26 protein-coding genes are annotated in these 25,491 nt (G+C 67.5%); 6 read left to right on the forward strand and 20 right to left on the reverse strand.

Annotated elements, in window-relative coordinates:
* Positions 1-68: 68 nt before the first annotated feature.
* From C6I20_RS08625 to C6I20_RS08635, 3 genes are read left to right on the forward strand one after another with little or no spacing between them, the layout of a single operon-like run.
* Positions 69-1,232, forward strand: a complete 1,164-nt coding sequence (locus C6I20_RS08625; RefSeq protein WP_254052088.1) for a sensor histidine kinase — start codon at positions 69-71, stop codon at positions 1,230-1,232.
* A complete protein-coding gene (locus C6I20_RS08630; RefSeq protein WP_254052089.1) occupies positions 1,211-1,879 on the forward strand; it encodes a response regulator transcription factor in 669 nt (222 codons plus the stop codon). The genes C6I20_RS08625 and C6I20_RS08630 overlap by 22 nt, the downstream gene beginning before the upstream one ends.
* Before the next feature lie 44 nt (positions 1,880-1,923).
* Positions 1,924-2,922: an SDR family NAD(P)-dependent oxidoreductase gene (locus C6I20_RS08635; RefSeq protein ID WP_118395589.1), complete on the forward strand. Its 999-nt coding sequence runs from the start codon at positions 1,924-1,926 to the stop codon at positions 2,920-2,922.
* Positions 2,923-2,930: 8 nt separating this feature from the next.
* On the opposite strand, the gene C6I20_RS08640 is transcribed toward C6I20_RS08635, so the two are convergent.
* Positions 2,931-4,166 carry a saccharopine dehydrogenase family protein gene (locus tag C6I20_RS08640; protein WP_118395590.1) on the reverse strand — a complete coding sequence of 412 codons (1,236 nt, stop codon included), beginning with the start codon at positions 4,164-4,166 and terminating at the stop codon, positions 2,931-2,933.
* A 7-nt stretch (positions 4,167-4,173) separates the two neighbouring features.
* Entirely contained in the window at positions 4,174-5,613 is a 1,440-nt protein-coding gene (locus C6I20_RS08645; RefSeq protein ID WP_118395591.1) for a gamma-aminobutyraldehyde dehydrogenase, read from the reverse strand.
* 111 nt (positions 5,614-5,724) lie between these two features.
* On the opposite strand from C6I20_RS08645, the gene C6I20_RS08650 reads away from it, so the two are divergent.
* A complete protein-coding gene (locus tag C6I20_RS08650) occupies positions 5,725-7,107 on the forward strand; it encodes an aspartate aminotransferase family protein (protein ID WP_118395592.1) in 1,383 nt (460 codons plus the stop codon).
* 118 nt (positions 7,108-7,225) lie between these two features.
* Here the strand turns inward: C6I20_RS08650 and C6I20_RS08655 are convergent, their stop codons facing one another.
* The 4 genes from C6I20_RS08655 to C6I20_RS08670 are packed head-to-tail and all read right to left on the reverse strand — an operon-like array spanning position 7,226 to position 11,247.
* Positions 7,226-8,050: an ABC transporter permease gene (locus tag C6I20_RS08655; RefSeq protein ID WP_118395593.1), complete on the reverse strand. Its 825-nt coding sequence runs from the start codon at positions 8,048-8,050 to the stop codon at positions 7,226-7,228.
* Entirely contained in the window at positions 8,047-8,943 is an 897-nt protein-coding gene (locus C6I20_RS08660) for an ABC transporter permease (protein WP_118395594.1), read from the reverse strand. The genes C6I20_RS08655 and C6I20_RS08660 overlap by 4 nt, the downstream gene beginning before the upstream one ends.
* 2 nt (positions 8,944-8,945) lie before the next feature.
* Positions 8,946-10,103: an ABC transporter ATP-binding protein gene (locus C6I20_RS08665; RefSeq protein ID WP_118395595.1), complete on the reverse strand. Its 1,158-nt coding sequence runs from the start codon at positions 10,101-10,103 to the stop codon at positions 8,946-8,948.
* Positions 10,087-11,247, reverse strand: coding sequence for a spermidine/putrescine ABC transporter substrate-binding protein (locus tag C6I20_RS08670; RefSeq protein ID WP_118395596.1), 1,161 nt, complete (start codon positions 11,245-11,247; stop codon positions 10,087-10,089). Before C6I20_RS08670 ends, C6I20_RS08665 begins: the two co-directional genes overlap by 17 nt.
* Before the next feature lie 157 nt (positions 11,248-11,404).
* On the opposite strand from C6I20_RS08670, the gene C6I20_RS08675 reads away from it, so the two are divergent.
* Positions 11,405-11,884, forward strand: a complete 480-nt coding sequence (locus tag C6I20_RS08675; protein ID WP_174232950.1) for an Lrp/AsnC family transcriptional regulator — start codon at positions 11,405-11,407, stop codon at positions 11,882-11,884.
* 16 nt (positions 11,885-11,900) lie between these two features.
* Here C6I20_RS08675 and C6I20_RS08680 read toward each other — a convergent pair whose 3' ends face one another.
* Both C6I20_RS08680 and C6I20_RS08685 read right to left on the reverse strand, forming a co-directional pair.
* The gene (locus C6I20_RS08680) at positions 11,901-12,347 is read right to left on the reverse strand and encodes an AMP-binding protein (RefSeq protein ID WP_118395597.1); all 447 of its coding nucleotides are present in this window, start codon (positions 12,345-12,347) and stop codon (positions 11,901-11,903) included.
* Positions 12,348-13,067, reverse strand: coding sequence for an enoyl-CoA hydratase (locus tag C6I20_RS08685; protein WP_118395598.1), 720 nt, complete (start codon positions 13,065-13,067; stop codon positions 12,348-12,350). It abuts the gene before it with no gap.
* A 117-nt stretch (positions 13,068-13,184) separates the two neighbouring features.
* Between C6I20_RS08685 and C6I20_RS08690 the strand changes: the two genes are divergently transcribed.
* Positions 13,185-14,894 carry a TIGR03767 family metallophosphoesterase gene (locus tag C6I20_RS08690; protein WP_118395599.1) on the forward strand — a complete coding sequence of 570 codons (1,710 nt, stop codon included), beginning with the start codon at positions 13,185-13,187 and terminating at the stop codon, positions 14,892-14,894.
* A gap of 45 nt (positions 14,895-14,939) precedes the next feature.
* On the opposite strand, the gene der is transcribed toward C6I20_RS08690, so the two are convergent.
* The 12 genes from der to C6I20_RS08750 are packed head-to-tail and all read right to left on the reverse strand — an operon-like array spanning position 14,940 to position 25,446.
* Positions 14,940-16,265, reverse strand: a complete 1,326-nt coding sequence (gene der, locus C6I20_RS08695; RefSeq protein WP_118395600.1) for a ribosome biogenesis GTPase Der — start codon at positions 16,263-16,265, stop codon at positions 14,940-14,942.
* Complete coding sequence (locus tag C6I20_RS08700) at positions 16,258-16,947, reverse strand: 1-acyl-sn-glycerol-3-phosphate acyltransferase (RefSeq protein ID WP_118395601.1); 690 nt, start codon at positions 16,945-16,947, stop codon at positions 16,258-16,260. Before C6I20_RS08700 ends, der begins: the two co-directional genes overlap by 8 nt.
* Positions 16,944-17,606 carry a (d)CMP kinase gene (gene cmk / locus C6I20_RS08705; protein WP_118395602.1) on the reverse strand — a complete coding sequence of 221 codons (663 nt, stop codon included), beginning with the start codon at positions 17,604-17,606 and terminating at the stop codon, positions 16,944-16,946. The genes C6I20_RS08700 and cmk overlap by 4 nt, the downstream gene beginning before the upstream one ends.
* A 23-nt stretch (positions 17,607-17,629) precedes the next feature.
* Complete coding sequence (locus tag C6I20_RS08710; RefSeq protein ID WP_118395603.1) at positions 17,630-18,691, reverse strand: prephenate dehydrogenase; 1,062 nt, start codon at positions 18,689-18,691, stop codon at positions 17,630-17,632.
* Complete coding sequence (locus tag C6I20_RS08715) at positions 18,688-19,413, reverse strand: pseudouridine synthase (RefSeq protein ID WP_118395604.1); 726 nt, start codon at positions 19,411-19,413, stop codon at positions 18,688-18,690. The genes C6I20_RS08710 and C6I20_RS08715 overlap by 4 nt, the downstream gene beginning before the upstream one ends.
* Complete coding sequence (gene scpB, locus C6I20_RS08720; protein ID WP_162891232.1) at positions 19,406-20,131, reverse strand: SMC-Scp complex subunit ScpB; 726 nt, start codon at positions 20,129-20,131, stop codon at positions 19,406-19,408. Before scpB ends, C6I20_RS08715 begins: the two co-directional genes overlap by 8 nt.
* Positions 20,124-21,029, reverse strand: a complete 906-nt coding sequence (locus C6I20_RS08725; RefSeq protein WP_118395605.1) for a ScpA family protein — start codon at positions 21,027-21,029, stop codon at positions 20,124-20,126. The genes scpB and C6I20_RS08725 overlap by 8 nt, the downstream gene beginning before the upstream one ends.
* Complete coding sequence (locus tag C6I20_RS08730; RefSeq protein ID WP_118395606.1) at positions 21,026-21,349, reverse strand: hypothetical protein; 324 nt, start codon at positions 21,347-21,349, stop codon at positions 21,026-21,028. The genes C6I20_RS08725 and C6I20_RS08730 overlap by 4 nt, the downstream gene beginning before the upstream one ends.
* Complete coding sequence (locus C6I20_RS08735) at positions 21,334-22,182, reverse strand: ParA family protein (protein ID WP_118395607.1); 849 nt, start codon at positions 22,180-22,182, stop codon at positions 21,334-21,336. The genes C6I20_RS08730 and C6I20_RS08735 overlap by 16 nt, the downstream gene beginning before the upstream one ends.
* A 44-nt stretch (positions 22,183-22,226) precedes the next feature.
* Positions 22,227-23,165, reverse strand: coding sequence for a site-specific tyrosine recombinase XerD (gene xerD, locus C6I20_RS08740; protein ID WP_118395608.1), 939 nt, complete (start codon positions 23,163-23,165; stop codon positions 22,227-22,229).
* A complete protein-coding gene (locus tag C6I20_RS08745; RefSeq protein WP_118395609.1) occupies positions 23,162-23,773 on the reverse strand; it encodes an NUDIX domain-containing protein in 612 nt (203 codons plus the stop codon). The genes xerD and C6I20_RS08745 overlap by 4 nt, the downstream gene beginning before the upstream one ends.
* Entirely contained in the window at positions 23,770-25,446 is a 1,677-nt protein-coding gene (locus tag C6I20_RS08750) for a CTP synthase (protein WP_118395610.1), read from the reverse strand. Before C6I20_RS08750 ends, C6I20_RS08745 begins: the two co-directional genes overlap by 4 nt.
* Between the last annotated feature and the right edge of the window lie 45 nt (positions 25,447-25,491).

Here is a 25,491-nt window from a genome sequence, read left to right on the forward strand (position 1 = left end):
CCGAAAGTATGAGCCGCCTAGGCCGTTCGGCAGTCGTCGTCCCACCCGAAAGCCCCTAGCCTTGGGGCGTGCAGCTCGCCGCCGTCGACTACCAGCCCCCACTCAAGCGGTGGAACCACATCTGGCGCTACGCCCTGATGTTCGCGCTCTCGATGGCCGGCTGGATCGAGATGGGCCTGTGGCAGTGGAACCACGACCGCGCCTGGTTCGCCCTCGACCTCGCCCTGGGCGCCGCCTGCTTCGTCCTGATCGCGTGGCGCCGCCGCTTCCCGCTGCAGATCGCGTTGCTGACCGCGGCACTGTCCTCGATCTCGGGATTCGTCGCCGGACCGGCCACCCTGGCGCTGGTGTCGCTCGCGACCCGCCGGCGCTGGCGGGAGATCATCCCGGCCGCGCTCACGAGCCTCGCGGCCGCGGTCGTCCTGGACTGGTACAGCCCCACCTCCAACGACGGCCGCCTGATCACCTGGCCGATCATCGTCGCGGCCATCGCCGTCACGGTCGGCTGGGGCATGTACATCGGGTCCAGACGAGAGCTCCTGGCGACGCTGCGCGACCGGGCCCACACTGCCGAGTCGGACCAGGCCACGCGGGTCGTCCAGGCGCGTGCCGCCGAGCGGGCCCGCATCGCCCGTGAGATGCACGACGTGCTGGCCCACCGCATCTCGCTCGTGACGATGCACGCCGGCGCGTTGACGTATCGCAAGGATCTGAGCGCCGACGAGATGCGAGCCACCGCCGCCGTGATCCAGGAGAGCTCGCACCAGGCACTCGTCGAGCTGCGCGACGTGCTGGGCATCCTGCGTGACGATCCGGGCGATGCGACGCCAGAGCTCCCCCAGCCGTCCGCGGTCGACCTGCCGGGCCTGCTGGACGAGACCCGGCGATCGGGCATTCACATCGAGGTCGTCGAGCTGGTGCCGCTGGAAGGCATCCCCGACACGCTCGGCCGCACGCTGTACCGGGTCGTGCAGGAGAGCCTGACCAATGTGCGCAAGCACGCTCCCAACACGCTCGTGCGGGTCTCGGTGTCGGGCGGTCCCTCGATCGGGCTCACGATCACGGTCTGCAACCCCCTGGAGATCGGGTCCCGGGGTCCCGGATCGCCCGAGTCGGGTCTGGGGCTCATCGGGCTGTCAGAACGCACGGCCCTGGTCGGGGGGCACCTGAGTCACCGCATCACGACCAGGCGCGAGTTCATCGTCGAGGCATGGCTACCGTGGCCCGCATGATCCGAGTCCTGCTGGTCGACGACGACGCCCTGGTGCGCGCGGGCCTCGCACTGATTCTCGGCGGAGCAGATCACATCGCCGTGGTGGGCGAGGTCGGGGACGGCCAGCGCGCCGTCACTGCCGTACGCGGCGGCGGCGTGGATCTGGTCCTGATGGACATCCGCATGCCGGTCATGGACGGAATCGCCGCGACCTCAGCGATCCTGGCCCTCCCCGATCCGCCCAAGGTCATCGTCCTGACGACCTTCGACGCCGATGAGTACGTCGTACGCGCACTGGCCGCGGGTGCGAACGGCTTCCTGCTCAAGGACACCTCTCCCGCCGAGATCGTCGCTGCCATCGGCAAGGTCGTCGGTGGGGAGCCGATGCTGTCCCCGACCATCACCCAACAGCTCATCCGACAGGTCACGGATGCCGCGCCGGATGCCCGTGACGATGCCGCGGCGACCCGCGTCGGTTGCCTGACCGAGCGTGAGCTCGAGGTGGCTCGCGCCGTGGGGGGCGGTTCCTCGAACGCCGAGATCGCTGTCAGCCTGCACCTGAGCATCGCGACGGTCAAGGCACACATCGCGCACATCTTCACCAAGCTCGATGCTACGAACCGGGTGCAGGTCGCCATCGCGATGCACGAGGCCGACCTGCTCTGAGCCGTCGGACGGCGCAGGCTGGGTGGGCCATCTACCGTGGGAGCATGCCCCGATCGCCCGTCGCCCTCCTCACCTCCGCCCTCGACATCGCAATGGACAAGTCCTTGGTGCTGGGCTACTCCCGGATCGGTATCGCGGCACGCGGCTGCTGGTGGCCCGCGGATCCCGCCCCCGACTCGCTCGCTGGCCAGCACGTCATCGTGACCGGCGCCAGCAGCGGGCTCGGCCGCGCGACCGCTGCGGGCCTGGCCCGGCTCGGCGCCACGGTCCACCTCGTCGGCCGGTCGCAGCAGCGGCTGGAGGAGTCGGCGGAACTGATTCGCGCAGACGTGCCGCACGCTGACCTGCTGAGCGAGGTGTGCGACATCAGTGACCTGGACGCGGTCCGCGCGTACGCCGCGAAGCTGCGGGAGCGGGGCGGCGCGCTGCACGCGATCGTGCACGACGCCGGGCTGATGCCCCCCGAGCGGGCCGAGAGCGCACAGGGCCACGAGCTGACCCTCGCGACGCACGTCCTCGGCCCGCTGCTCCTGACCGAGGAGCTGCGGGACATGCTGGCCGCCGCAGCCTCACCCAGGGTCATCATCGTCTCCTCCGGAGGGATGTACTCCGCGCCGCTCGACGACTCGATCGGCGATGACATCGAGTACGAGCAGTCGGCCTACGACCCGGTGCGGGCCTATGCCCGGACCAAACGCATCCAGGTCACCCTCGCCGAGCAGCTTGCTCACCGGTTGCGCAGCCAGGGCATCGCGGTGCACAGCATGCACCCCGGCTGGGCCGACACCCCCGGTGTCACCGACTCGCTGCCGCGTTTCGCGAAGATCGCTGCTCCGATCCTGCGCACGCCTGCACAGGGCGCCGACACCATCGTGTGGCTCACTGCCGCGGAAGAGGCGGCTCGCAGCACCGGCGAGTTCTGGTGCGACCGCCGCCCGCGCCCGACCTACTACCTGTCGTGGCAGTCCGACGACCCATCCGCCCGACGCAGGGTCTGGACGTATGCGGCGCGGGCGACCGGGATCGCGCAGACGCCGGGCTAGCCGCAGTCTCAGGCCGGATCGAGCTCTTGGATCCCCCAGGGGCTGCCATAGGCCGTGAGCAGCTCGAGGAACGGCACCGCGTCGAATGCCTCCGGACCCAGGACCCCGACCCCGGCCCAGGTGCCATTGGCCAGCAGCTCGAGCGCGACGACGGGGTTGACCGCGGTCTGCCACACGACGCACTGGTGGCCGTACTCCCGCATCGACCAGTCGTTGTCGACGACGTGGAACAGGTACGTCGACCGTGGGCGGCCCGCTTTGTCCTTGCCCGTGACCCACAAGACGGCGCAGGTCTTGCCGTGCATGCGGTCGCCGAGCATCGCGGGGTTCGGCAGGCACGCAGCCACGACGTCCCGGGGGCTGACTGCCACCACAGTCGGTTTGCCGCCGACCGTTGCCGTCACGTTGACCTTCTCGGTCGAGTCCAGGCCGAGCTTGTGCAGCGTGCGCAACACCTCGATGAACTCGTTGCCCAGTCCGTACTTGAAGGTCGCCCGCTTGGTCTCGACCCACCGAGGCATCAGCAGGACCTCCTCGTGCTCCACGTTGACGCACTCCACCGGTCCGATCCCCTCGGGGAAGTCGAACACCTCGGGCTCGCTGAACGGCTCGGTCGTCGTCCACTGGCCGTCCTGCCAGATGACCGGCGGGTTGAGGCACTCCTCGATCGTGGTCCAGATCGAGAACGACGGTGCGAACTCGTAGCCGTCGACCGTCAGGTTCGCGCCGTCGCGGGTGCCGAGCTCATCGATCTCGCTGAACAGGTGATCGGCGGCATAGCGAGCGAAGACGTCCGACAACCCGGGCTCGACGCCGATGCCGCACAGGGCCAGGCGTCCGGCCGCCTCCCACTCCCCCGCGACCGCGAACTGCTCATCGCCGAGCTTGACCCCGCATTCTTCGTACGGGTTGGTCGGGTGCGGCTTCGACAGGCTCATCGCCATGTCGAGGTAGTCCGCTCCGGCTGCGATGGCGCCCTCGAAGATCGGCATCACGAACCGCGGGTCGACGGCGTTCATGACGTGGGTGGCCCCGCACTGGCGAGCCAGCGCCTCGACCGAAGCGGCGTTCGATGCGTCGACCCGGGCGGCTGTGAACCGTGGGTCCGAGAGCGGGTCGACAGCGCGCTCGGCGCTTGTCAGCACATAGTCCGCGACCGTGACCGACTCGAAGAAGTCACGCCGGGCTGCGATGGCGCAGAATGCCGAGCCGACTCCACCGGCTCCGACGAGCAGGATCTTCATGATGTGATCAGGCCTCCAGGTTGGTCATGACGTGTTTGATACGGGTGTAGTCCTCGAGGCCGTACATCGACAGGTCCTTGCCGTAGCCGGAGTGCTTGAAACCGCCGTGCGGCATCTCCGCCACGATCGGGATGTGCGTGTTGATCCACACGCAACCGAAGTCGAGACGCCGGGCCATCCGCATCGCGCGGCCATGGTCCTTGGTCCAGACCGATGACGACAGCCCGTAGTCGACACCATTGGCCCACTGAACGGCCTGGTCCTCGTCGGTGAACTCCTGCACCGTGATGACCGGTCCGAAGATCTCGTCCTGGCTCGCGTGGTCGTCCTGGCGCAATCCGGAGAGCACAGTCGGCTCGTAGAAGTAGCCGCCGCCCAGTGTCTCGACGCGATGACCGCCGGTCTCGAGGCGCGCATGGTCCGGCAGCGTGTCGAGGAACTCCGCAACGTGGGCGAGCTGGTTGGCATTGTTGACCGGCCCGAAGTACGTGTCGGGGTCGTCCGGCATCCCGACCCGGGTCGCCCTCGCGGCGCCGGTCAGCGCGGCGGTGAAGTCTGCCGCGACGCGCGGGTGCACCAGCACCCGGGTCGCCGCGGTGCAGTCCTGCCCGGCGTTGAAGTAACCCGCGGCGGCGATGGCCTCGGCAGCGGCGGCCAGATCGGCATCGTCGAACACAACGACGGGTGCCTTGCCGCCGAGCTCGAGGTGTGGCTTCTTCAGACCCGCGGCCGCGGCGGCCGCAACCTCCATGCCGGCCCGCACCGAACCTGTGATCGCGACCATCTGCGGCGTCGGATGCGTCACCAGGGCCTTCCCGGTCTCCCGGTCACCGCACACGACGTTGAACACGCCGGGTGGGAAGAACTCCTGGGCGATCTCGGCGAGCAGGGATGTGGAGGCCGGGGTCGTGTCACTCGGCTTGAGCACGATCGTGTTGCCGGCCGCGAGCGCGGGAGCAATCTTCCAGATCGCCATGACGAACGGGTAGTTCCACGGCGTCACCTGACCCACGACCCCGATCGGCTCCCGACGGATCATCGAGGTGTGCCCGCGCAGGTACTCCCCCGCCGACCTGCCCTCCAGCACCCTCGCGGCGCCGGCGAAGAAGGTGACCGCATCCATCGCCTGCCCGTGGATCTCCTCGCTCAGCGTCAAGGCCTTGGGCTTGCCTGTGTCGCGGGACTCGACATCGACGATCTCCTCGGCTCGGGCCTCGATAGCGCCGGCCAGCTTGAGGAGCATCTTCGAGCGTTCCCACGGAGTTGTGTCGCGCCACGTCTGGAATGCCTCCCCGGCAGCCCGGAACGCACGATCGACATCCTCTGCGCCCGACAGCGGCGCGGCGGCGTACACCTGGCCGGTCGACGGATCGATGACGTCGTAGGTCGCGCCGCTTGCCGCGGGGACGAGCTCACCGTTGATGACATTAGTGATGGCACGCTGCATGTGCCCATCCAACCTCATCGACTCACCGCTGGCAACGGATTCCGAAGTAAATGGCAGATCGCACGACGAATTCCCTTGTCTTTACCCCGTCCCTCTTGCGATCATGGCAACATGAGCTACTCCGATGAGGACTACGACCGCCTGCAGAAGGCCGGCAAGCGCCATCTGTGGATGCATTTCTCCCGCCACGGGAGCTATGACGACTCCCATGACATCCCGATCATCACCAAGGGCGACGGGATGTACATCTGGGATGCCAAGGGTCGGCGATATCTCGACGGTCTCGCGGGGCTGTTCGTCGTGCAGGCCGGCCACGGTCGTGAAGAGCTGGCCGAGGCCGCCGCCAAGCAGGCCAAGGAGCTGTCCTTCTTTCCGATCTGGACCTTCGCCCACCCCAACGCGATCATGCTCGCCGAACGCATCGCGTCGTACACCCCCGGAGATCTCAACCGGGTCTTCTTCACGACCGGTGGCGGCGAGGCCGTCGAGACCGCGTGGAAGCTCGCGAAGCAGTACTTCAAGCTGACCGGCAAGCCGCTCAAGACCAAGGTCATCAGCCGCCAGGTCGCCTATCACGGCACACCCCACGGAGCTCTGTCGATCACCGGCATCCCGGCGCTGAAGCAGATGTTCGAGCCGCTGGTCCCGTCGACGGTCCACGTGCCCAACACGAACTTCTACCGCGCTCCAGAGCACGGCGACAACATCGACGACTTCTCGATCTGGGCTGCCGACCGGATCGAGGACGCGATCCTCGCCGAGGGCCCGGACACGGTTGCCGCGGTGTTCCTCGAGCCGGTGCAGAACGCCGGCGGGTGCTTCCCGCCCCCACCCGGCTACTTCCAGCGGGTCCGCGAGATCTGCGACCGCCATGACGTCCTGCTGGTCTCCGACGAGGTCATCTGCGCGTTTGGCCGCCTCGGCGAGATGTTCGGTGCCACCAAGTACGACTACGTGCCCGACATGATCACCTGCGCCAAGGGCCTGACGTCCGGCTACTCACCGCTTGGCGCCATGATCGCGTCCGATCGGCTCATGGAGCCGTTCCTGCAGGGCGACAACAGCTTCGCCCATGGCTACACGTTTGGCGGTCACCCGGTCTCGGCCGCCGTCGCGATGACCAACTTGGACATCTTCGAGCGCGAGGACCTCAACGGCAACGTGCGTCGCAACGAGGGCGCATTCCGCGCGACCCTGGAGAAGCTGCTCGACCTCGACATCGTCGGCGACGTGCGCGGCGACGGATTTTTCTACGGCATCGAGCTGGTCAAGGACAAGTCCACCAAGGAGACCTTCAGCGACGAGGAGTCCGAGAAGCTCCTGCGCGGGTTCTTGTCCAAGGCACTGTTCGACAACGGCCTGTACTGCCGTGCCGACGACCGCGGCGACCCTGTCATCCAGCTCTCCCCGCCGCTGATCGCCGATCAGAGCCACTTCGACGAGATGGAGCAGATCCTCCGCTCGGTGCTCACCGAGGCGCAGACTCTGCTCTGACCCTCGGCCTGGGCCGGTCGAAAGGCCAGGTCCTTGGGCTTGTCAAGAGTCATCCTCTCGACAAGCTCAAGGACCTTTTCGACGTCCCGTCGACAGGCTCGAGGACCGGACCGGACCGCTACGAGGCGATGGCCTTCTCCTGGCGGCGGCGGAACACTTCGCCGGACAGCACGATCGAGATCGCGATCACGAACATCAGGGTGCCGATGACGTTGACCTGCATCGGGACACCGCGCTGGTTCGCGCCGTAGACGAACATCGGGAAGGTCACGCGCTGCCCCGAGTTGAGGTTCGTGATGATGAAGTCATCGAATGACAGCGAGAAGCTCAGTAGCGCCGCAGCAATGATGCCGGGCAGGACCAGTGGGAAGGTGACTCGCCAGAACGTCTGGGCCTCGTTGGCGTACAGGTCCATCGCCGCCTGCTCCAGATTGTCGTCCAGTCCCGTGAGACGCGCCTTGACCGTCACGATGACAAATGACAGGCAGAACATGATGTGCGCTATCAGAATCGTCCAGAAGCCGAGCTGGCCACCGAATCCGCGAGAGACGAACAGGGCCAGCAGCGATGAGCCCATTACGATCTCGGGCGATGCCATCGGCAGGAAGATGATCAGGTTGGCAGCCTTGCGGCCGGCGAAGCGGTGTCGCACGAGGGCGAACGCTGCGAGCGTGCCGAGGATCGTCGCGACGAGCGTCGCGGCCAGCGCGATCTCGATGCTCAGGATCACCGACTCCTGCATGCCGCCCGGCTTGAACGGGTGCAACCAGTTCTGGAAGGTGAAGTCCTGGAACTTGTAGACGTTCTTGGACTTGCTGCTGTCGTTGAAGCTCATCAGCACGACGACAGCGATCGGGATGAACGTGTAGACCAGCACCAGGAGGCCCAGCCCGAGGATCAGGTGGTCGCCGATCCAGCGCCGAACCCGGAAGAGGGGGGTCATACGAGGTCCTCCGTTCCTGCGGTGCGAACCCACATCAGGACCGCCGCGACGATGATCAGCATCAGGGTCACCGACAGCGCGCCGGCCGCCGCATAGTCGCCCTGTGTCGTGAACAGGCTCTGGATGACGTTGCCGACCATACGGGTGTTGGGGCTTCCCAGCAGCTGGGCGTTGATGTAGTCGCCCGCGGCCGGGATGAAGGTCAGCAGCGTGCCGGCCACGACGCCTGGCATCGACAGCGGGAACGTCACCTTGAAGAAGCCACGGATCGGTGAGGCGTACAGATCGCTGGATGCCTCGATGAGCCGGATGTCGATCTTCTCCAGGCTCGCGTACAACGGCAGCACCATGAAGGGCAGGAAATTGTAGGTCAGGCCAGCGATCACCGCGAACGGCGTCGCGAGGAGTCGGTCGTTGGCACCCAGGATGTGCATCCATTGCAGCGAGTCCACGATGAAGCCGTCATCGGCCAGGATCAGCTTCCACGACAGCGTCCGCAGCAGAAAGCTGGTGAAGAACGGAGCGATCACCAGGATCAGCATGAGGTTCTTCCACCGGCCCGCCTTGAACGCGATCGCGTAGGCCAGGACGTAGCCGATGACCAGGCAGAAGCCCGTCGCCAGTCCGGCGTACCAGAGCGAGCGCCACAGCTGCACCTTGTACTGGTCTATCGCATCGAAGTAGTTCTGGATGTGCCACGTCATCGAGTAACCCGTGAGCACCGAACCGTTTGGGTCGAACAGGCTCGTGGAGATCAACGAGTAGAACGGCACGACGAAGAACAGCCCGAGCCAGATCGCGCCCGGAGCGATCAGCCAGTAGCCGGTCAGCTTCCGCTTCGTCTTCGGCCCTTCGTGCACGGGGCCGTGTGCGACGTCGTCGAGGGTCGCCATGGCTAGTTGGCCTCGATCCCGGCCTTGGCGTCCTGGCTTGCGTCCAGCAGGAACGCGAACTCCGGCCGCCACGAGATGTCGACCTTGGTGCCGACAGGCAGCATGCGCCGCGACCCGGTGTTCTGCTCGAACACCATGAGTTCCTGGCCCCACGGCATCCGGACCATGTACTGCGTGCTGACGCCCACGAAGCTGACATCGGTGATGTAGCCGCCGGTGATGACGTCGCCCGGGGCGTCGATCGTCTGGCCGGCCTCGGCGATCAGCACCTTCTCCGGTCGGATCCCCAGCCAGCCGTTGCCGGACTCGGAGTGTGCCCGCTCGGCCGGGATCGAGGCGAGCGCACCCTGCACCCGCACCTTGACGTGGTCACCGTCCCGGCCTTCGATCTCTCCGGAGATCAGGTTGGACTGGCCCAGGAAGTTGGCGACGAATGTGGTCCGTGGATTCTCGTAGAGCTCACTGGGGGCACCCATCTGCTCGATCACGCCGTGGTTCATGACCGCGATGGTGTCGGCCATCGTCATGGCCTCCTCCTGGTCGTGCGTCACGTGCACAAAGGTCAGGCCGACCTCGGTCTGGATCCGCTTGAGCTCCAGCTGCATCCCACGGCGCAGCTTGAGGTCGAGCGCTCCCAGCGGCTCGTCCAGCAGCAGGACCTCGGGCTTGTTGATCAATGCGCGCGCCAGCGCGACCCGCTGCTGCTGTCCACCGGACATCTGCGCCGGCTTCTTGTGCGCCTGCGAGGTCAGCTCGACGAGCTCCAACATCTCGGCGACCTGCTTCTGGACGTCCTTGACCCCCCGACGTTCCAGTCCGAACGCGACGTTCTTGGAGATGTTGAGGTGCGGGAAGAGCGCGTAGTTCTGGAACACCGTGTTGACCGGCCGCTTGTACGGCTTCTGGTACGTCACCTCGGTCTCGCCGAGATGGATCGTGCCCGAGGTCGGCGTCTCAAGGCCTGCGACCATCCGCAACGTCGTGGTCTTGCCGCAGCCCGAGGGACCGAGCAGGGCAAAGAAGCTGCCCTGCGGCACAATCAGGTCCAGCGCCTTGACGGCGGTGAAGGTCGCATACTCCTTGGTCAGGCCCGTGAGCCGCAGATCCCTCGATCCGGGGGCTGCAGCGGTCTGGGCCGGCACCTCATGCACCTGTGACATCAGCAAAATCCCCTTCGTAGGTTCGCATCTCGGCCTCGTCGAGCGCCATGAAGCGGTGGGTCTGGGAGAGCGTCTGCTCGGACGGGAAGATCAGCTCGTTGTCGACCTGCTCGGGATCGACCTTCTCCATCGCAGCCTGGCCGCCCTTGACGGGGCAGATGTAGCTGTTGTACGCCGCGAGCTTCGCCGCGACCTCGGGCTCGTAGTAGTAGTCGATCCACTTCTCGGCGTTGGCCTGGTGCCTCGCCAGGTTGGGGACGAGCATGTTGTCGGCCCAGATCATGATCCCCTCCTCCGGCGGCAGCCAGACCAGGTTCTCGTCGCCGGCGTTGGCAATGTCGCCTGACCACGCCTCGCACGCCACGACGTTGCCAGCCGCGAGGTCCTGGACGTAGTCGTTGCCCGTGAACGACCTGAACTGGCCGTCGTTGCGGGCCTTGGCCAGACGATCGATCGCGACCTGCCACTGCGCCTCGGTGAAGTTCTCCGGATCAGCGCCGTCGATCAGCAGCATGAAGCCCATCGTGTCGCGCATCTCGCTCAGGAGGGACACCCTGCCCTTGAGGTCCTTCCGGCTGACCAGTTCGGCGAATGACTTGACCTCGCCGACCTTCGACTTGTTGTACGCGATGCCGGTCAGCCCGCTCTGCCACGGGGCGGAGTACTCGCGCTTCTTGTCCCACTCGGGCGACTTCAGCGACTCGATGATGTTGTTGTGCAGATTGGGAACCTTCGACGCGTCGAGCTTCTGGATCCACCCCACCTGGATCATGCGCGCGGCCATCCAGTCGGTCAGCGCGAACAGATCACGCTTGGACGAGCTGCAGGAGCCCAGCTGGTTGGACACCTTGGCGAAGAACTCGTTGTTGTCGTTGACATCGGCGGTGTAGGTCACCTTGATGCCGGTGTCCTTCTCGAACTGGGTCAGCGTCGAGACGTAGCCGTCCTCGTCCTCATCGATGTACTCGGGCCAGTTGGAGTAGATCAGCCGCTTGTCCGATTCCGAGACATCAGTCGCCTGGCAGTCAGCTGGATCCTGCTCGCGATCGGGGGTGTTGAACAGGGTCAGCGCTCCCGCGCTGGCGCCCAGGGCAGTGAGGCCACCCATGCCCTTGAGCAGTGTTCGTCTCTCGAGTCCAGCCATGTCCCACCCTCGCGTCGGCCCTGACCACGAATACTCGCAAGATTGGGGGTCCAGCACAAGGGATTCCGCAGTTAAGACTATGTTCCGCTCCGGAAAGCGTCACGCGAGGTGGAACCGACGCGGACCATTCGGCGGTTCGTGCGGCATGATGGCGGTCATGACCGAGCGCAAACCGGTGGAGAGCCGCAGCCCGAATCTCGACGACACCTCCAAGCAGATCATCGAGCTGCTGCAGGACGACGGACGGTTGTCCTACTCCGCGATCGCCAAGCAGGTCGGACTGTCCGAGGCCGCCGTGCGGCACCGGGTGCAGAAGCTCATCGAGAGCGGCGTCATGCAGGTCGTGGCGGTGACCGATCCGATGCAGATGGGCTTCGCCCGGCAGGCCATGATCGGCATCAAGGTGGCCGGCAACGTCCGCGAGGTCGCCGCCGAGCTGGCCACGATGGACAAGCTCGACTACATCGTCATCACGACCGGTCGCTTCGACATCCTCGCCGAGATCGTGGCCGAGAGCGATGACGAGCTGCTCGACATCGTGTCGGCACAGATCAGCGCGATCGACAAGGTCGTGACCACCGAGACGTTCGTGTACCTCCGCCTGGAGAAACAGACCTACGCGTGGGGCGTCCGCTAAGTCAGGTGGGCTCGGCTCAGCCGATCGTCCCGCCGGCCTCGAGGGTCGAGAAGATGTCGGCGTACGCCTGACGCATCAGCACCTCGTAGCCGTCAGGGTCGACATCTGGCGCGGGCGCCGGGTCCGTGCGACCGGCGCGGATCATCAGTCCCCACGGGACCTCGGTGTCCGGCGTGTGCAGGACCGGAGGAGTGCCGACGATGCGGAAGTCCGCCTCAGACCGTGGGAGGACACCGATCCGGGCGCTGGCCAGGACTGCAACCGTCAGCTCACGCGGGTGCGGCAGGTCCAGGCTGATCGGCGCGCCCGGAACCAGCCCGAGGTTGCGCAACGCGCCCGCGATCGAGGCCGACTCGTGCAGCAGCTCGGCGTACGACATCGCGCCGCGCTCGTCCAGGATGGCGATCTCGTCGGCGAGCCCGTGGATCACATGCCGGTCGAGAACCCGGAAGACCAGGCTCATTCAGCGGCCCTCGAAGACCGGAGTGCGCTTCTCGGACCTGGCCGCAGCCGCCTCGCGCACGTCGGCGCTGGCCCAGACCGCGGTGAAGCTCGCGTCGATCGCGTCGTCGTCGGCGGTCGAGCCGTTGAGCACGAGCTTGTTGTGCGCCAGTGCCAACGGTGCCAGGGCGGCGATCTCGTGTGCCCAGGCCAGCGCGTCGTCCAGCGTTCCCGGCCGATCGGCCAGGCCCATGCCGAGCGCAGCCTGCCGGTCGAAGGTCTCCGCGGCAAGCATCAGCCGGCGCGCCGGGCCGGCCCCGGCGAGTGCGCTGAGCGTGCGGATCGTCCAGGCGTCGACCGCCATGCCGTTGCGCGCGGTCGGGACGGCGAACTTCGCGGTCTCGTCGACGACCCGCAGGTCGCAGGCGATCGCGAGCTGGGTGCCGGCACCGATCGCGGGTCCGTTGACCGCCGCGATCAATGGGACCGGGAGCTTCGCGAGACGGTGCAGCATGGCATAGAGCGCCTCGAGGAACTCCGGGCCGTAGACCCCGCCGAGGTCGGCGCCGGAGCAGAACGCGCTGCCCTGCCCGGTCACGACGATCGCGCGCGCTCCCCCGGCGACGGCATCGTCGACAGCACCGTGGATCGCTTGGCAGAGCTCGAGGTTGAGCGCATTGCGCCGGTCCTCGCGCTGGAGTTCGAGGACGGCGACGGGGCCATCCGTGGTCACACCGAGCATGGGTCTCCTTGAGGTTCGCGACCACGGTATCGGGCGGCCGGCCGCGTCTCGGGCCGCACCCTGAGCGACCCATATGACTTGTGAGTAACGTCACCCTGTCCGGATCGTTGACACTGCATGAAGATCTCCCGGCGCGACCTCATCCGTTCCACCGCCGTCGTGGGAGGTGCCGTAGCGATCGGCATCCCGACCACGGCGCGCGCGACACCGGCCGTGGTCGCCCCCCAGTTCACGACCCTCGACCAGTGCTTCCGGCGCGGGGCGGCCGGAGCCGGCGGCTACACCCCCGTCGTGACGTCCGGGGGCGAGGCCCACACCGTGCGCGCCGGGCTCGGTGCGACGCCTCTGCCGGGCCGCCTCACGACCCGCACCCCGGTCCTGAGCTTCGCCCACCTGACCGACGTACACATCATCGATGCGCAGTCGCCGGCTCGCGTCGAGTACATCGACCGGCTCGAGGACTCGTACGGCGGAGCGCCAACCCTGGGCGGTCTGCTCTCATCGAGCTACCGACCGCAGGAGATGCTGACGCCACAGACCGCCGATGCCATGGTGCGGGCGGTCAAGCGGGTGGGTCGTGGCCCCGTGACGGGGCAGCCCCTCGCATTCGCGATCCAGACCGGAGACAACTCCGACAACTGCCAGTACAACGAGGTCCGCTGGAACATCGACATCCTCGACGGCAAGCGGATCACGCCTGACTCGGGCAACCGGAGCAAGTACGAAGGTGTCGCCGACAACACGGTGTGGGATGCGCACTACTGGCACCCCGAAGGACCCAAGCCCGGCGTCGCCGAAGACATCCACACATCCACATTCGGCTTCCCCCGAGTGCCGGGTCTACTCAAGGCCGCCCGCCGGGCGTTCAACCCCGAAGGACTCGGCATCCCGTGGTACTCGGTGTTCGGCAACCACGACGGGCTCGTGCAGGGCAACTTCCCGCACACCCTCCCGTTGTCGATCCTGGGCACCGGACCACTCAAGGCCACCGCGCTGCCGCCCGGCCTGTCCCAGGCAGACGTCATCTCGAACCTTGCCTCGGCCAATGCGACGGGCCTGCTCGGCGTCGTGTCCCTCACGTCGGCGACCTTCGTCACGGCGGACGGCGATCGACGCTCGTTGACGCGACCACAGGTCGTGGAGGAGCACTTCAAGACGACCGGCACGCCGGTCGGGCACGGGTTCACCGCGGCCAACCGGCAGAAGGGCACGGCGTACTACACGTTCGACCGCGGCTCGGTCCGCTGCATCGTGCTGGACAGCGTCAACCCCAACGGGTACGCGGACGGCTCCCTGGACAAGCCGCAGCACGAGTGGCTCAAGAGCGTGCTGGCCGGCTCGGCGGGCAAGTACGTGTTCATCTTCAGCCATCACACGTCGGCGACGATGACCAATCCGCTGGTGCTGACCGGTCTCGATCTCAACCAACGTGTCCTCGGCGACGAGGTCGTGGCGACGTTGCTGGCCAGCAAGAACGTCATCGCGTGGGTCAACGGCCACACCCACCGCAACCAGATCACGGCACACGCCGGTGCAGACGGCACCAGCGGCTTCTGGGAGATCAACACCGCGTCGCACGTCGATTTCCCCCAGCAGTCCCGGCTCATCGAGCTGGCCGACAACCATGACGGCACGCTGTCGATCTTCACCACGATGGTCGACCACACCGGGCCGGCCTCGTACGGTGGTTCGCTCGCCGACTCGGTGCACCTGGCCTCGCTGGCGCGTGAGCTGTCCGCGAACGATCCGCAGCAGCGCACGTCGGCTCAGGAGGGCGCTGTCGCCGACCGCAATGCCGAGCTGCTGGTCAAGAACCCACTGGTCTGACCGACCGCGGGCCTGATCGCGACCCCGAGGTCACGATCAGGTCGGTCAGCGGCGCTCGCGCTTCTTGCGCGGGCGCTGCTGCAGGTGGATCGGCGTGCCGACGAAGCCGAACTCCTCGCGGAGCCGGCGCTCGATGTAACGCATGTAGGACGCCTCAAGCTTGCCGGTCGTGAAGAGCACGAAGGTCGGCGGAGCCGTCGATGCCTGCGTGCCGAACATGATCCTGGACTGCTTGCCACCGCGTACGGGGTGCGGGTGCTCGGCGACCAGGCGACCGAGGAACGCATTGAGCGCGCCCGTGGTCACGCGGGTCTCCCAGCCCTCGAGGGCTGCGTCCAGCGCCCGGACGAGCCGGTCGATGTGCCAGCCGGTGCGCGCCGTGATGTTGATCGTCGGCGCCCAGGGCACCTGAACGAGCTCACGCTCGATCTCCCGGTCAAGGTAGAAACGACGCTCGTCGTCGACCAGGTCCCACTTGTTGAAGGCGATGATCAGCGCGCGGCCGGCCTCGGCGACAGTGCTGATGATGCGGGTGTCCTGCTCGGTCAGCGGCATGCTGCCGTCGATGATGACGACGGCGACCTCGGCACGGTCGATCGCCGAGCTGGTGCGCAGACTCGCGTAGTACTCGTGACCGGAGGCATCACGGACGCGGCGTCGGATGCCCGCGGTGTCGATGAAGTTCCAGGTGCGGCCGCCCAGGGTCACGATCTCGTCGACCGGGTCGACCGTCGTGCCGGACGCATCGTCCACCACGACCCGCTCCTCGCCGGCGAGCCGGTTGAGCAGGCTGGACTTGCCGACATTGGGCTTGCCGACGATTGCGACGCGACGTGGCCCCTGGGGTGCGTCAAAGTCCTCCGGCGGCGGATCCGGCAGTGCGTCGATCACGGCGTCGAGCATGTCGCCGCTCCCGCGCCCGTGCAGGGCCGAGACGGGGTAGGGCTCGCCCAGCCCGAGGTTCCACAGTCCGGCGGCCTCGGCCTCGGCACGCTGGTCGTCAACCTTGTTGGCGGCAAGCACGACGGGCTTCTTGGCGGCACGGAGAAGCCGGACGACCTTTTCGTCGACATCGGTGATGCCGACCGTGGCATCAACGACGAACAGGACGGCATCGGCGACCTGGATCGCGATCTCGGCCTGGGCGGCAATGCGCTCGGCGAGCCCGCGGGCGTCGGGGTCCCAGCCGCCGGTGTCGACCACCGTGAACGCGCGACCGTTCCAGACCGCGTCATAGGACACGCGGTCGCGAGTCACGCCGGGGACGTCCTCGACGACAGCCTCCCGGCGACCGATGATGCGGTTGACCAGGGTGGACTTGCCGACGTTGGGGCGCCCGATCACTGCGAGAACGGGTACGGCCTCAGCCATCGAAGGATCCTGTCGGAAGGGGGCCCGGAAGCTCGCGCTTGAGCACGGCCATGGACCGGGAGACATGGGCACGCAGGTGATCGTGGATCTGATCACCCGCGTCTGCCATCATCCCACGATCTCGCGGCCAAACCTGCATCGGCAGCCGGATCGGGGTTCCGTACGACACATCCAGCCGCGCGCCCTTCGCCGGACGGGCCTCTGTGGCCTCCCCCGGAAGCCGGGTGCCGATGATCGCGACGGGCACGACCGGGGCGCCTGAGACCAGCGCGAGGTAGGCCACGCCGCCCTTGAACCGAGCGAAGTCACCCGCTCCCCGCGTGGCTTCGGGATAGATCAGGACCGCCTGGCCGGCTGCCAGGACCTCGACTGCACGACGCACCGCGCCGGCGTCGGTGCGGGTCCGGCTGACCTTGATCTGGCCGACGAAGCGCAGCAGACGTCCGGTCCGTCCGACGAACTCCTCCTCCTTGACCAGCGCATGCGCAGGTCGCGATGAGGTCACGAACAGGAGCGGACCGTCGAGCCAGCCGATGTGATTGCTTGCCAAGATCACCGGACCGGAGGTCGGCACGTGGTCAGCACCGTGGATGCGGATGTCCCAGCGACGGGTGAAGTAGGGCCGTACGAGGCGTCGCATGAGGCGCAGTCCACCTTCGGGCAGGCCGGTGGCAGCGGTCATCGTGCGTCGGCGACGATTCCGGCGATCGCAGTGATGACCTCTTCCAGGGTCATGTACGTGCTGTCCACAACGACAGCGCCTTCGGGTTTGGACAACGGCGAAGCGGCCCTGGTCGAATCGATCTCGTCGCGGCGGGCCAGGGCCAGCTCGGTCGCGGCGGTGTCCGCTGCGCCGGTCTCGGCCGCCCGTCGGGCCGCGCGCGCCGCCGGATCGGCGACCAGATAGATCTTCACCTGGGCGTCCGGCGCGACGGTGGAGCCGATGTCGCGCCCCTCCACCACGATCCCCTCGCTCGCGCCGATCACGGCCCGCTGCAGGTCGACGAGCAGCTCACGGACCCGCGGCACCGCCGCCACGAGACTGACCGAGCCGGTGACATCCTCGCTCCGGATCGGCTCGGCGACGTCGGTCGCGTCGACGTGGATCGTCGGCGCTTCCGGGTCTGTGCCCGAGGTGAGCCGTACGTCCTCGGCCGCACGGGCGATCGCATCGGCGTCGAGCAGGTCGACGCCGCGCTCGAGCAACGCCCAGGTCATGGCGCGATACATCGCGCCGGTGTCGAGGTAGTCCAGCGACAGCCGCTGAGCGACACCTCTGGACGTGCTGGACTTGCCCGAACCCGAAGGTCCGTCGATCGCCACGACCAGGCTCTTGCTCACGTGTCCCACTCCTTGGTGCTCATCTATCGGTATGCGGACCAGCCGCGTGCGGTCAGTGCCTCGACGAGCGTATCGGCCGACGCCGCCACGACCGCGATCTCGACCTGACCCACGGGACGCCCGAGCTCGTGATCAATGCGGATGTCCTCGATGTTGACCGCCGACTCCCCCGTGTGGGCCATGAGCCGGGACAGCTCGCCGGGATGATCTGGCACCGAGACGAACACCGTCGCCAGGTCGGCAACCTTGGTCCCGTGCTTGCCCGGAATCAATCTGGTCCCGTCCTGGCCGGACTGCAGCACCCGGCCGAGGCGATCGGCGTCCGCGCCGATCGAGTCGATGACCCGGTCGAGATCTTCCCGCACGTGTTGCAGCACGGCGCGTACCTGGTCGGCATTGGAGCCCAGGATGTCCTGCCACAGGGCGGTGTCGCTGCCGGCGATCCGTGTCACGTCGCGTAGGCCGGGGCCGGCGAGGGCCAGGTGCTCCTCGGGTGCGCCTTCGAGCCGGGCTGCCGCCAGCACCGACAGCACGTGCGGGACGTGCGACACGAGGGCGACGGCCCTATCGTGCGCCGATGCGTCCATCACGAGTGGGACGCCGCCAACGATCCCCGCGACGGCAACGACCCGGGCCGTGGCCTGCGGATCGGTGCCGGGAGCAGTCGTGACCGCCCAGGGCCGACCCTCGAACAGACGGGAGGAGGCGGCCATCGGGCCGGATCGCTCGCTGCCTGCCATGGGGTGGCTGCCGACGTAACGAGAGCTGCCCACCAAGTCGGTGATGCGGGTCTGGAGCTCGGCCTTGACGCTCGCGACATCCGTGACGGTTGCGTCCGGCCATGTCTCGAGGGCCCGCTTGACCGTGGCCACGACGCCGGCAGGTGGCACCGCGACAATCACGAGCGCCGGCGCCGCGACCGGATCTGCCGTGCCTGCGCCGCGGGACACTGCCAGCTCGAGATTGGACGAGCGGATGTCCTCGAGGTGCACCTCGACACCCGCCTCGGTCAGTGCGAGTGCCGCCGACGTACCGATGAGTCCGCAGCCGATCACGAGGACCGGTCCGGGAGGGGCTGAGGTCATGCGTCGACGCTGTCGAAGAGTGCGCCGAGCTCGTCGCGGGTCAGGTCCCGCATCGCCCCGGCGGACAGTCCACCGAGGTGCAGCGGGCCGAAGGCGGTGCGGGTCAGCTCTCGGACCGGGTGGCCCGCGGCGTCAAGCAGCCGGCGGACGATGCGGTTGCGGCCCATGTGGATGTCGAGCTCGACCAGCGAGCGCCCGCGCGACGTGTCCTTGACCTGGAAACGGTCGACCTGAGCGGGTCCGTCGTCGAGCTCGATCCCGGCCTTCAGCCTGGCCGCGAGCCCATCGGGCACGGTGCCGTCGACCAGCGCGATGTAGGTCTTGGTGATCTCGAACGAGGGGTGGGCCAGCTTGTGTGCGAGATCTCCGTCGTTCGTCAGGATCAGCAGGCCCGAGGTGTCGGTGTCGAGCCGTCCGACGTGGAACAGGCGGTCCTCACGGCCGGCCAGGATCCCCGACAGGTCGGGTCGCCCTCGCTCGTCCGCCATCGAAGTCACGACGCCGCGCGGCTTGTTGAGCAGCACGTAGGCGTGGTCGTTGGGTGCCGGGATGCGCTTGCCGTCGACCCGGATGACGTCGGTCATGGCGTCGACCCGCGCGCCCATCGTGTCGATGATCTCGCCGTTGACCTCGACTCGCCCGCCCGCAATCATGTCGTCACAGCGTCGTCGACTGCCCAGACCTGCCTGGGCGAGGACCTTCTGCAGCCTGATCTCAGCCATGAGCGTCACCCTCCGGGGCGTCTACGTCCTGCTGGCCGGGCGCCGCGTCGGCGCCGGCCTCCGAGTCGTGGGATGTCTCTTCGCCAATCGGGTCCTGACCGGCCAGCTGGCCGAGGACCTCCTCGGCGCCGGCGAGTCCCTCGTCCTCCATGTCCGCGAGGTCCGGCAGGTGACCGGCGATGTCGGGCAGCTCGCTGAGGCTGCCCAAGCCCATCCGCTCGAGGAAGTAGCTCGTCGTGCGGTAGAGGATCGCGCCGCTCTCGGCGTCGGTCCCGTCCTCCTCGATCAGGCCGCGGGTGACCAAGGTACGGACGACCCCATCGACGTTGACGCCGCGGATCGCTGAGATGCGAGAGCGGCTGATCGGCTGTCGGTACGCCACGACCGCCATGGTCTCGAGTGCTGCCTGGGTCAACCGCGCCTGCTGCCCGTCGAGGATGAACCGCTCGACTGCTCCGGCGAACTCCTCACGGGTGAAGAACCGCCAGCCGCCGGCGATGTTGCGCAGCTCGAACCCCCGGCCCTGCTCGGAATACTCCTCGGCCAGCTCCGCAAGCGTCTGCACAACGTCACTCGGCGGGTGCCCGACCGCCTGCGCGAGGGTCAGGTGGTCCAGGGGCTGGTCGGCCACCATGAGCACCGCCTCGAGCGCGGGTCGGATGTCAAGCATCTCCAGCTCGAGCTCGTGCGGGCCGGTGGGAACGTGCTGGTCAGTCATCAAGGCTCTCAGGTTGGTCAACGGTCTCGGCGTAGATCTGGTTATCGGGCTCGTCCGGCTCGGGAACGACGGCAAGGGGCACGTCGCCGGGCGAGCCCATCGGCTCGTCAAACTCCTCGCCGACGTCGATATCGCCGTCATCAGTGCCGGTCCAGCGTACGTGCAGGTCACCCAGCGGAGTCGCCTGCTCGAAGGCGATGACGCCTTCGCGGAACAGCTCGAGAACGGCAAGGAATCTGGCGACCTTGGTCATGAGGTCCGGTGCGTCAGCGGTCAGCGCACGGAACGTCATCTCGCCACGACGGCGGAGCTGATCGACCACGAGGTGCGCCTGCTCCCGGACGCTGACCTGCGGCGCATGCAGGTGGGTCAGGGACAGGATCGGGACCGGCTTGGCCTCGAAGGCCGCCGCGGCCAGGTGGGCCAGCTCCTGCGGCCCGACCGAGATCAGGACCTCCGGGAGCAGATCGGCGAATCGCGGCTCGAGCGAGACGATCCGTGGGAAGCGCTTCTGCTCGTGCGCGAGTCGCGCGGCGATGACTCCAGCCACCTGCTTGAACGCGCGATACTGCATCAGCCGGGCGAACAACAGGTCTCGAGCCTCGAGAAGCGCGAGATCCTCCTCGTCCTCGACCTCGGCCTGCGGCAGCAGCCGGGCCGTCTTGAGGTCGAGCAGTGTCGAGGCGACCAGCAGGAAGTTCGTGGTCTGCTCCAGGTCGTCACCCAGCGCCTTGATGTACGCGATGAAGTCACCCGTCACCTTGGACAGCGCGACCTCGGTGATGTCGAGCTGGTGCTTGGAGATCAGCTGGAGCAGCAGGTCGAAAGGGCCTTCGAAGTTCGTGAGGTCAACCGAGAAGCCGGCCGGCGCGGACTCGTCGACGTCCGCGATCGTCACGACTCGCTCAATCGCCGGGCGATGTCGCTCTGCGTGCCACGGTCCTCGAGGTCGGCGAGAGCCAGGGCCAGAGCCGCGCGGACGAAGCGTCCCCGATCGACGCTGCGACCCAGGTCGCTGCGGAGCTGGAGCCGGGCCTGCTCGACCGCGAGCAGCTCGGCGGCGGTGACGTAGACCGTCATCTTCTCGTCGTGCTTGACCCGACCGCTGGAGGGCTGAGCGGCTTCGACACCCTCAGGATCGGCCGGCTTCGGTGCGGAGGACGGTGCGGTGGCACGGAAGAGCTCGTCCGCTCCCGGCATGTTCACGCGTCGGGACATCGAACAAGGACCTCCCTCGCTAGCTGGCGGTAGGACTCGGCGCCCGGGGACGTCGGGGCGTACTCCGTGATCGGTTCGCCGGCGACGGTGGAGTCCGAGAACTTCACGGTCCGCCGGATCACGGTGTGGAACACCAGATCGCCCCAGCCCTCGACGAGGGTCGCCAGGACTTCCTTGCCGTGCAACGTTCGGCTGTCGTACATCGTGCCGAGCAGCCCGATGATCTGCAGCTCGTCGTTGGTGCGGTCACGCACCTTCTCGATCGTGTCCTTGAGCAGGGCGACGCCACGCAGCGCGAAGTACTCGCACTCCAGCGGAACCAGGACCCCGTCCGCGGCAGTCAGCGCGTTGACCGTCAGGAGTCCGAGCGAGGGCTGGCAGTCGATCAGGATGACGTCGTAGTCCATCCGGATCGGCTTGAGCACGCGGGCGAGCACCTGCTCGCGGCCGACCTCGGTGACCAGCCGCATCTCGGCGGCCGACAGGTCGATGTTGGACGGCACCAGGTCGAGTCCGTCGACCGCGGTCGACATGATCAGGTCCTTGATCGAGATCTCACGGTCCATCAGCACGTGATAGATGCTCTGCTCGAGCTCGTGCGCGCTGATGCCCAGGCCCACCGTCATCGAGCCCTGCGGGTCGAAGTCGACGAGCAGCACCTTGCGGCCGGTCTCAACGAGTGCGGCGCCCAGGTTGATCGTCGTCGTGGTCTTGCCGACGCCGCCCTTCTGGTTGCACATCGCGATGATCGTCGCGGGCTTGCCGGGCGAACGCGGCTTGGGCGTCGGAAACTCCGGCAGTGGTCGTCCGGTCGGTCCCAGCTCGTTGCTCATCAGCTACCCCTGCACTCGACCGTCGGACGACCGCCACTCTACCGTCACAAGTCGACTTGTCGTGACGCCCTCGGATGGGCTGTCGCGTAAATTTCGCGAAGCTTCTCGACCGTGACCAAGGTGTAGATCTGGGTCGTGGTGACGGACGCGTGTCCCAGCAGCTCCTGCACGACCCGCACATCGGCCCCACCATCGAGAAGATGTGTCGCAAAGGAGTGGCGCAACGTGTGCGGAGACACGTCGACGGTCAGCCCGGCGCGCTTCGCCGCCCGGGTCAGCACGGTCCATGCGCTTTGTCGGGAGAGCCGCCCTCCGCGCGCATTGAGGAACACCGCCGGTGCGCCGGTGTGGACCGACACCAGCGCGGGGCGAGAGGCAGTGAGGTAGTCCTCGAGGGACTGACGGGCATACGAGCCCAGCGGCACAATCCGCTGCTTGCCGCCCTTGCCCCGCAGCAGCACCGTCGACTCCTCGAGATCAAGGTCGTCGATGTCCAGGCCGACCGCCTCGGAGATCCGCGCGCCGGTGCCGTAGAGGACCTCGAGCAGCGACCGGTCACGGGCGGACAGCGTCGTGCCGGGTGCGCCGGCCGCGTCCAGAAGCGCCTCGATGTCGGACAGCGGGAGCGCCTTGGGCAGGCGGGCGGCCGGGCGCGGCGGCTTGATCGCGGTCGTGACGTCGATCGACACGATCTGCTCGCGCAGCAGGAAGCGATGCAGCCCCCGCACCGCCACGATCGTGCGGGCGGCACTTGCGGTGCCCAATGGCACGTGCTCGGCGTTGCCGATCCGCAGGGACCCGAGAAAGGCTCCGATGTCGGCCTCGCCGATCTCTGTCGGCGACGTCAGCTCGCGCGCGTGCAGGAACTCGAGGTAGCGGCGCAGGTCGCGACGATACGACCGCAGGGTGTTGTCGGCCAGACCGCGCTCGACCCCGAGGTGACTCAGGTAATCGTGGACGGCCCGCTCCACATCGGTCGTCATCTGTTGCGCAGCACCTGCACCGCGAGCACACCCGCGACGGTCAGGGAGTCGGTGATGCGGCCGGCGAGGATCGCCGTCACGACATCGTCGAATGGCAGCCACCACTGCACCATGTCGGCCTCCTCCGCCTCGCGTGTCGTGCGCTCGGCGGGCGGCACCGCGCTGAGCCCGGTCGCCTGGAACACCTCCCAGGCCTCGGTGGAGTAGCCAGGCGTCGCGAGCAGGTGAACGATCGACTCCCAGTGCTCGGCGACGATGTCGGCCTCCTCGGCCAGCTCCCGAGCGGCGGCGTCAATGCTGGACTCGCCCTCGACGTCGAGGGTGCCCGCGGGCAGCTCGAGCAGGCGGCGCCCCACAGGGTGGCGATACTGCTCGACCAGCAGGACCCGATCCTCGTCGTCGATCGCCAGCACCGCGATGGCGCCGTTGGGCTGCACGACGGCACGCCCGTGCTCGCCGCCGGCAGGGTCGACGATCGTGTCGACCCGCAACGAGACGTACGGGCTCTCGTACTTGATGTCGCTCGAGCTCACCGGCCACGCATGCCGCGAGTCACTCAGCGTGGCCGGATCGGCGAGCTCACCCGGCAGTACCGGGTGAGCTGTCATGCCTCGGCCTTCTGCTGCTCCTCGACCGGCAACCGGAGCTCGAGCTGACGGGTCAGTGCCGCGCCGATCAGCCCGGCGAACAGCGGGTGCGACCGGGTCGGGCGCGACTGCAGCTCGGGGTGCGCCTGGGTTGCGACGTAGAAGGGGTGAACCTCACGCGGCAGCTCGACGAACTCGACCAGGTTGGCGTCCGGAGACGTGCCGCTGAACACCAGACCGGCCTCTTCGAGCTGCGCCCGGTAGGCGTTGTTGACCTCGTAGCGGTGGCGGTGACGTTCCTCGACCTTGTCGGCGCCGTACAGCTCGGCGATGATGCTGCCCGGCTTGAGCTGCGCGGGGTAGAGCCCCAGCCGCATTGTGCCGCCGAGGTCACCCTCGCCGTCGACGATCGTCAGCTGCTCGGCCATCGTCGCGATGACCGGGTCGGACGTCTCCGGGTCGAACTCCGTGGAGCTCGCCCCGGCGATGCCGGCGACGTTGCGGGCGTACTCGATGACCATGCACTGCAGGCCGAGGCACAGGCCCAGGACGGGGATCCCCCGTTCGCGGGCGTAGGTCAGTGCGCCCAGCTTGCCTTCGATGCCGCGGATGCCGAAACCACCCGGGACACAGATCCCGTCGACGTCGTGCAGGTTCTGGGCAGCGCCCGCTGCCGTCTCGCAGTCGTCGGACGGAACCCAGCGCAGGTTGATCCGTGCATCGTGCGCGAAACCGCCGGAACGCAGCGCCTCACCGACGGACAGGTACGCATCGGGCAGGTCGACGTACTTGCCGACCAGAGCAATCGTGAGCTCCTCGGCCGGGTGGTGAACGCGTCGCAGCAGCTCGTCCCACTGGGTCCAGTCGACATCGCGGAACGGTAGATCGAGTCGTCGCACGACATAGGCGTCGAGGCCCTGGCTGTGCAGGACCTTCGGGATGTCGTAGATCGAGGGCGCATCGCTGGCGGTCACGACGGCTTCCTCGTCGACGTCGCACATCAGCGAGATCTTGCGCTTCATGCTGTCGGGGATGTCCCGGTCGGCCCGGCACACGATGGCATCGGGCTGGATGCCGATCGAGCGCAGTGCTGCGACCGAGTGCTGCGTCGGCTTGGTCTTGAGCTCGGCCGACGGGCCGATGTAGGGCACGAGCGACACGTGCAGGAAAAACACGTTGCCGCGGCCCACGTCGTGACGGACCTGCCGGGCGGCCTCGAGGAACGGGAGGGACTCGATGTCACCGACCGTGCCCCCGATCTCGGTGATCACGACGTCGATGTCCGGGCCGGCCATCGCCCGGATGCGCGACTTGATCTCGTTGGTGATGTGCGGAATGACCTGCACCGTGTCGCCGAGGTAGTCGCCCCGACGCTCCTTGGCGATGACCTCGGAGTAGACCTGTCCGGTCGTGACATTGGCCTTGCCTGACAGGTCGACGTCCAGGAACCGCTCATAGTGGCCGACGTCGAGGTCGGTCTCCGCGCCATCGGCGGTCACGAAGACCTCGCCGTGCTGGAACGGGTTCATCGTTCCGGGATCGACGTTGAGATAGGGGTCGAGCTTTTGCATCGTGACCCGAAGGCCACGTGACTTGAGCAGTCGTCCCAGGCTCGAGGCGGTCAGTCCCTTGCCGAGTGAGGATGCCACTCCGCCGGTGACGAATACATGCTTGGTAACCGTGCTGCCTGCCAAGGTGACTCCCGTGGTCGAATACCGATGTCGAGCGCTCACGATGCC

The organism is Aeromicrobium sp. A1-2 (genome assembly GCF_003443875.1).
Taxonomy (GTDB): Bacteria; Actinomycetota; Actinomycetes; order Propionibacteriales; family Nocardioidaceae; genus Aeromicrobium.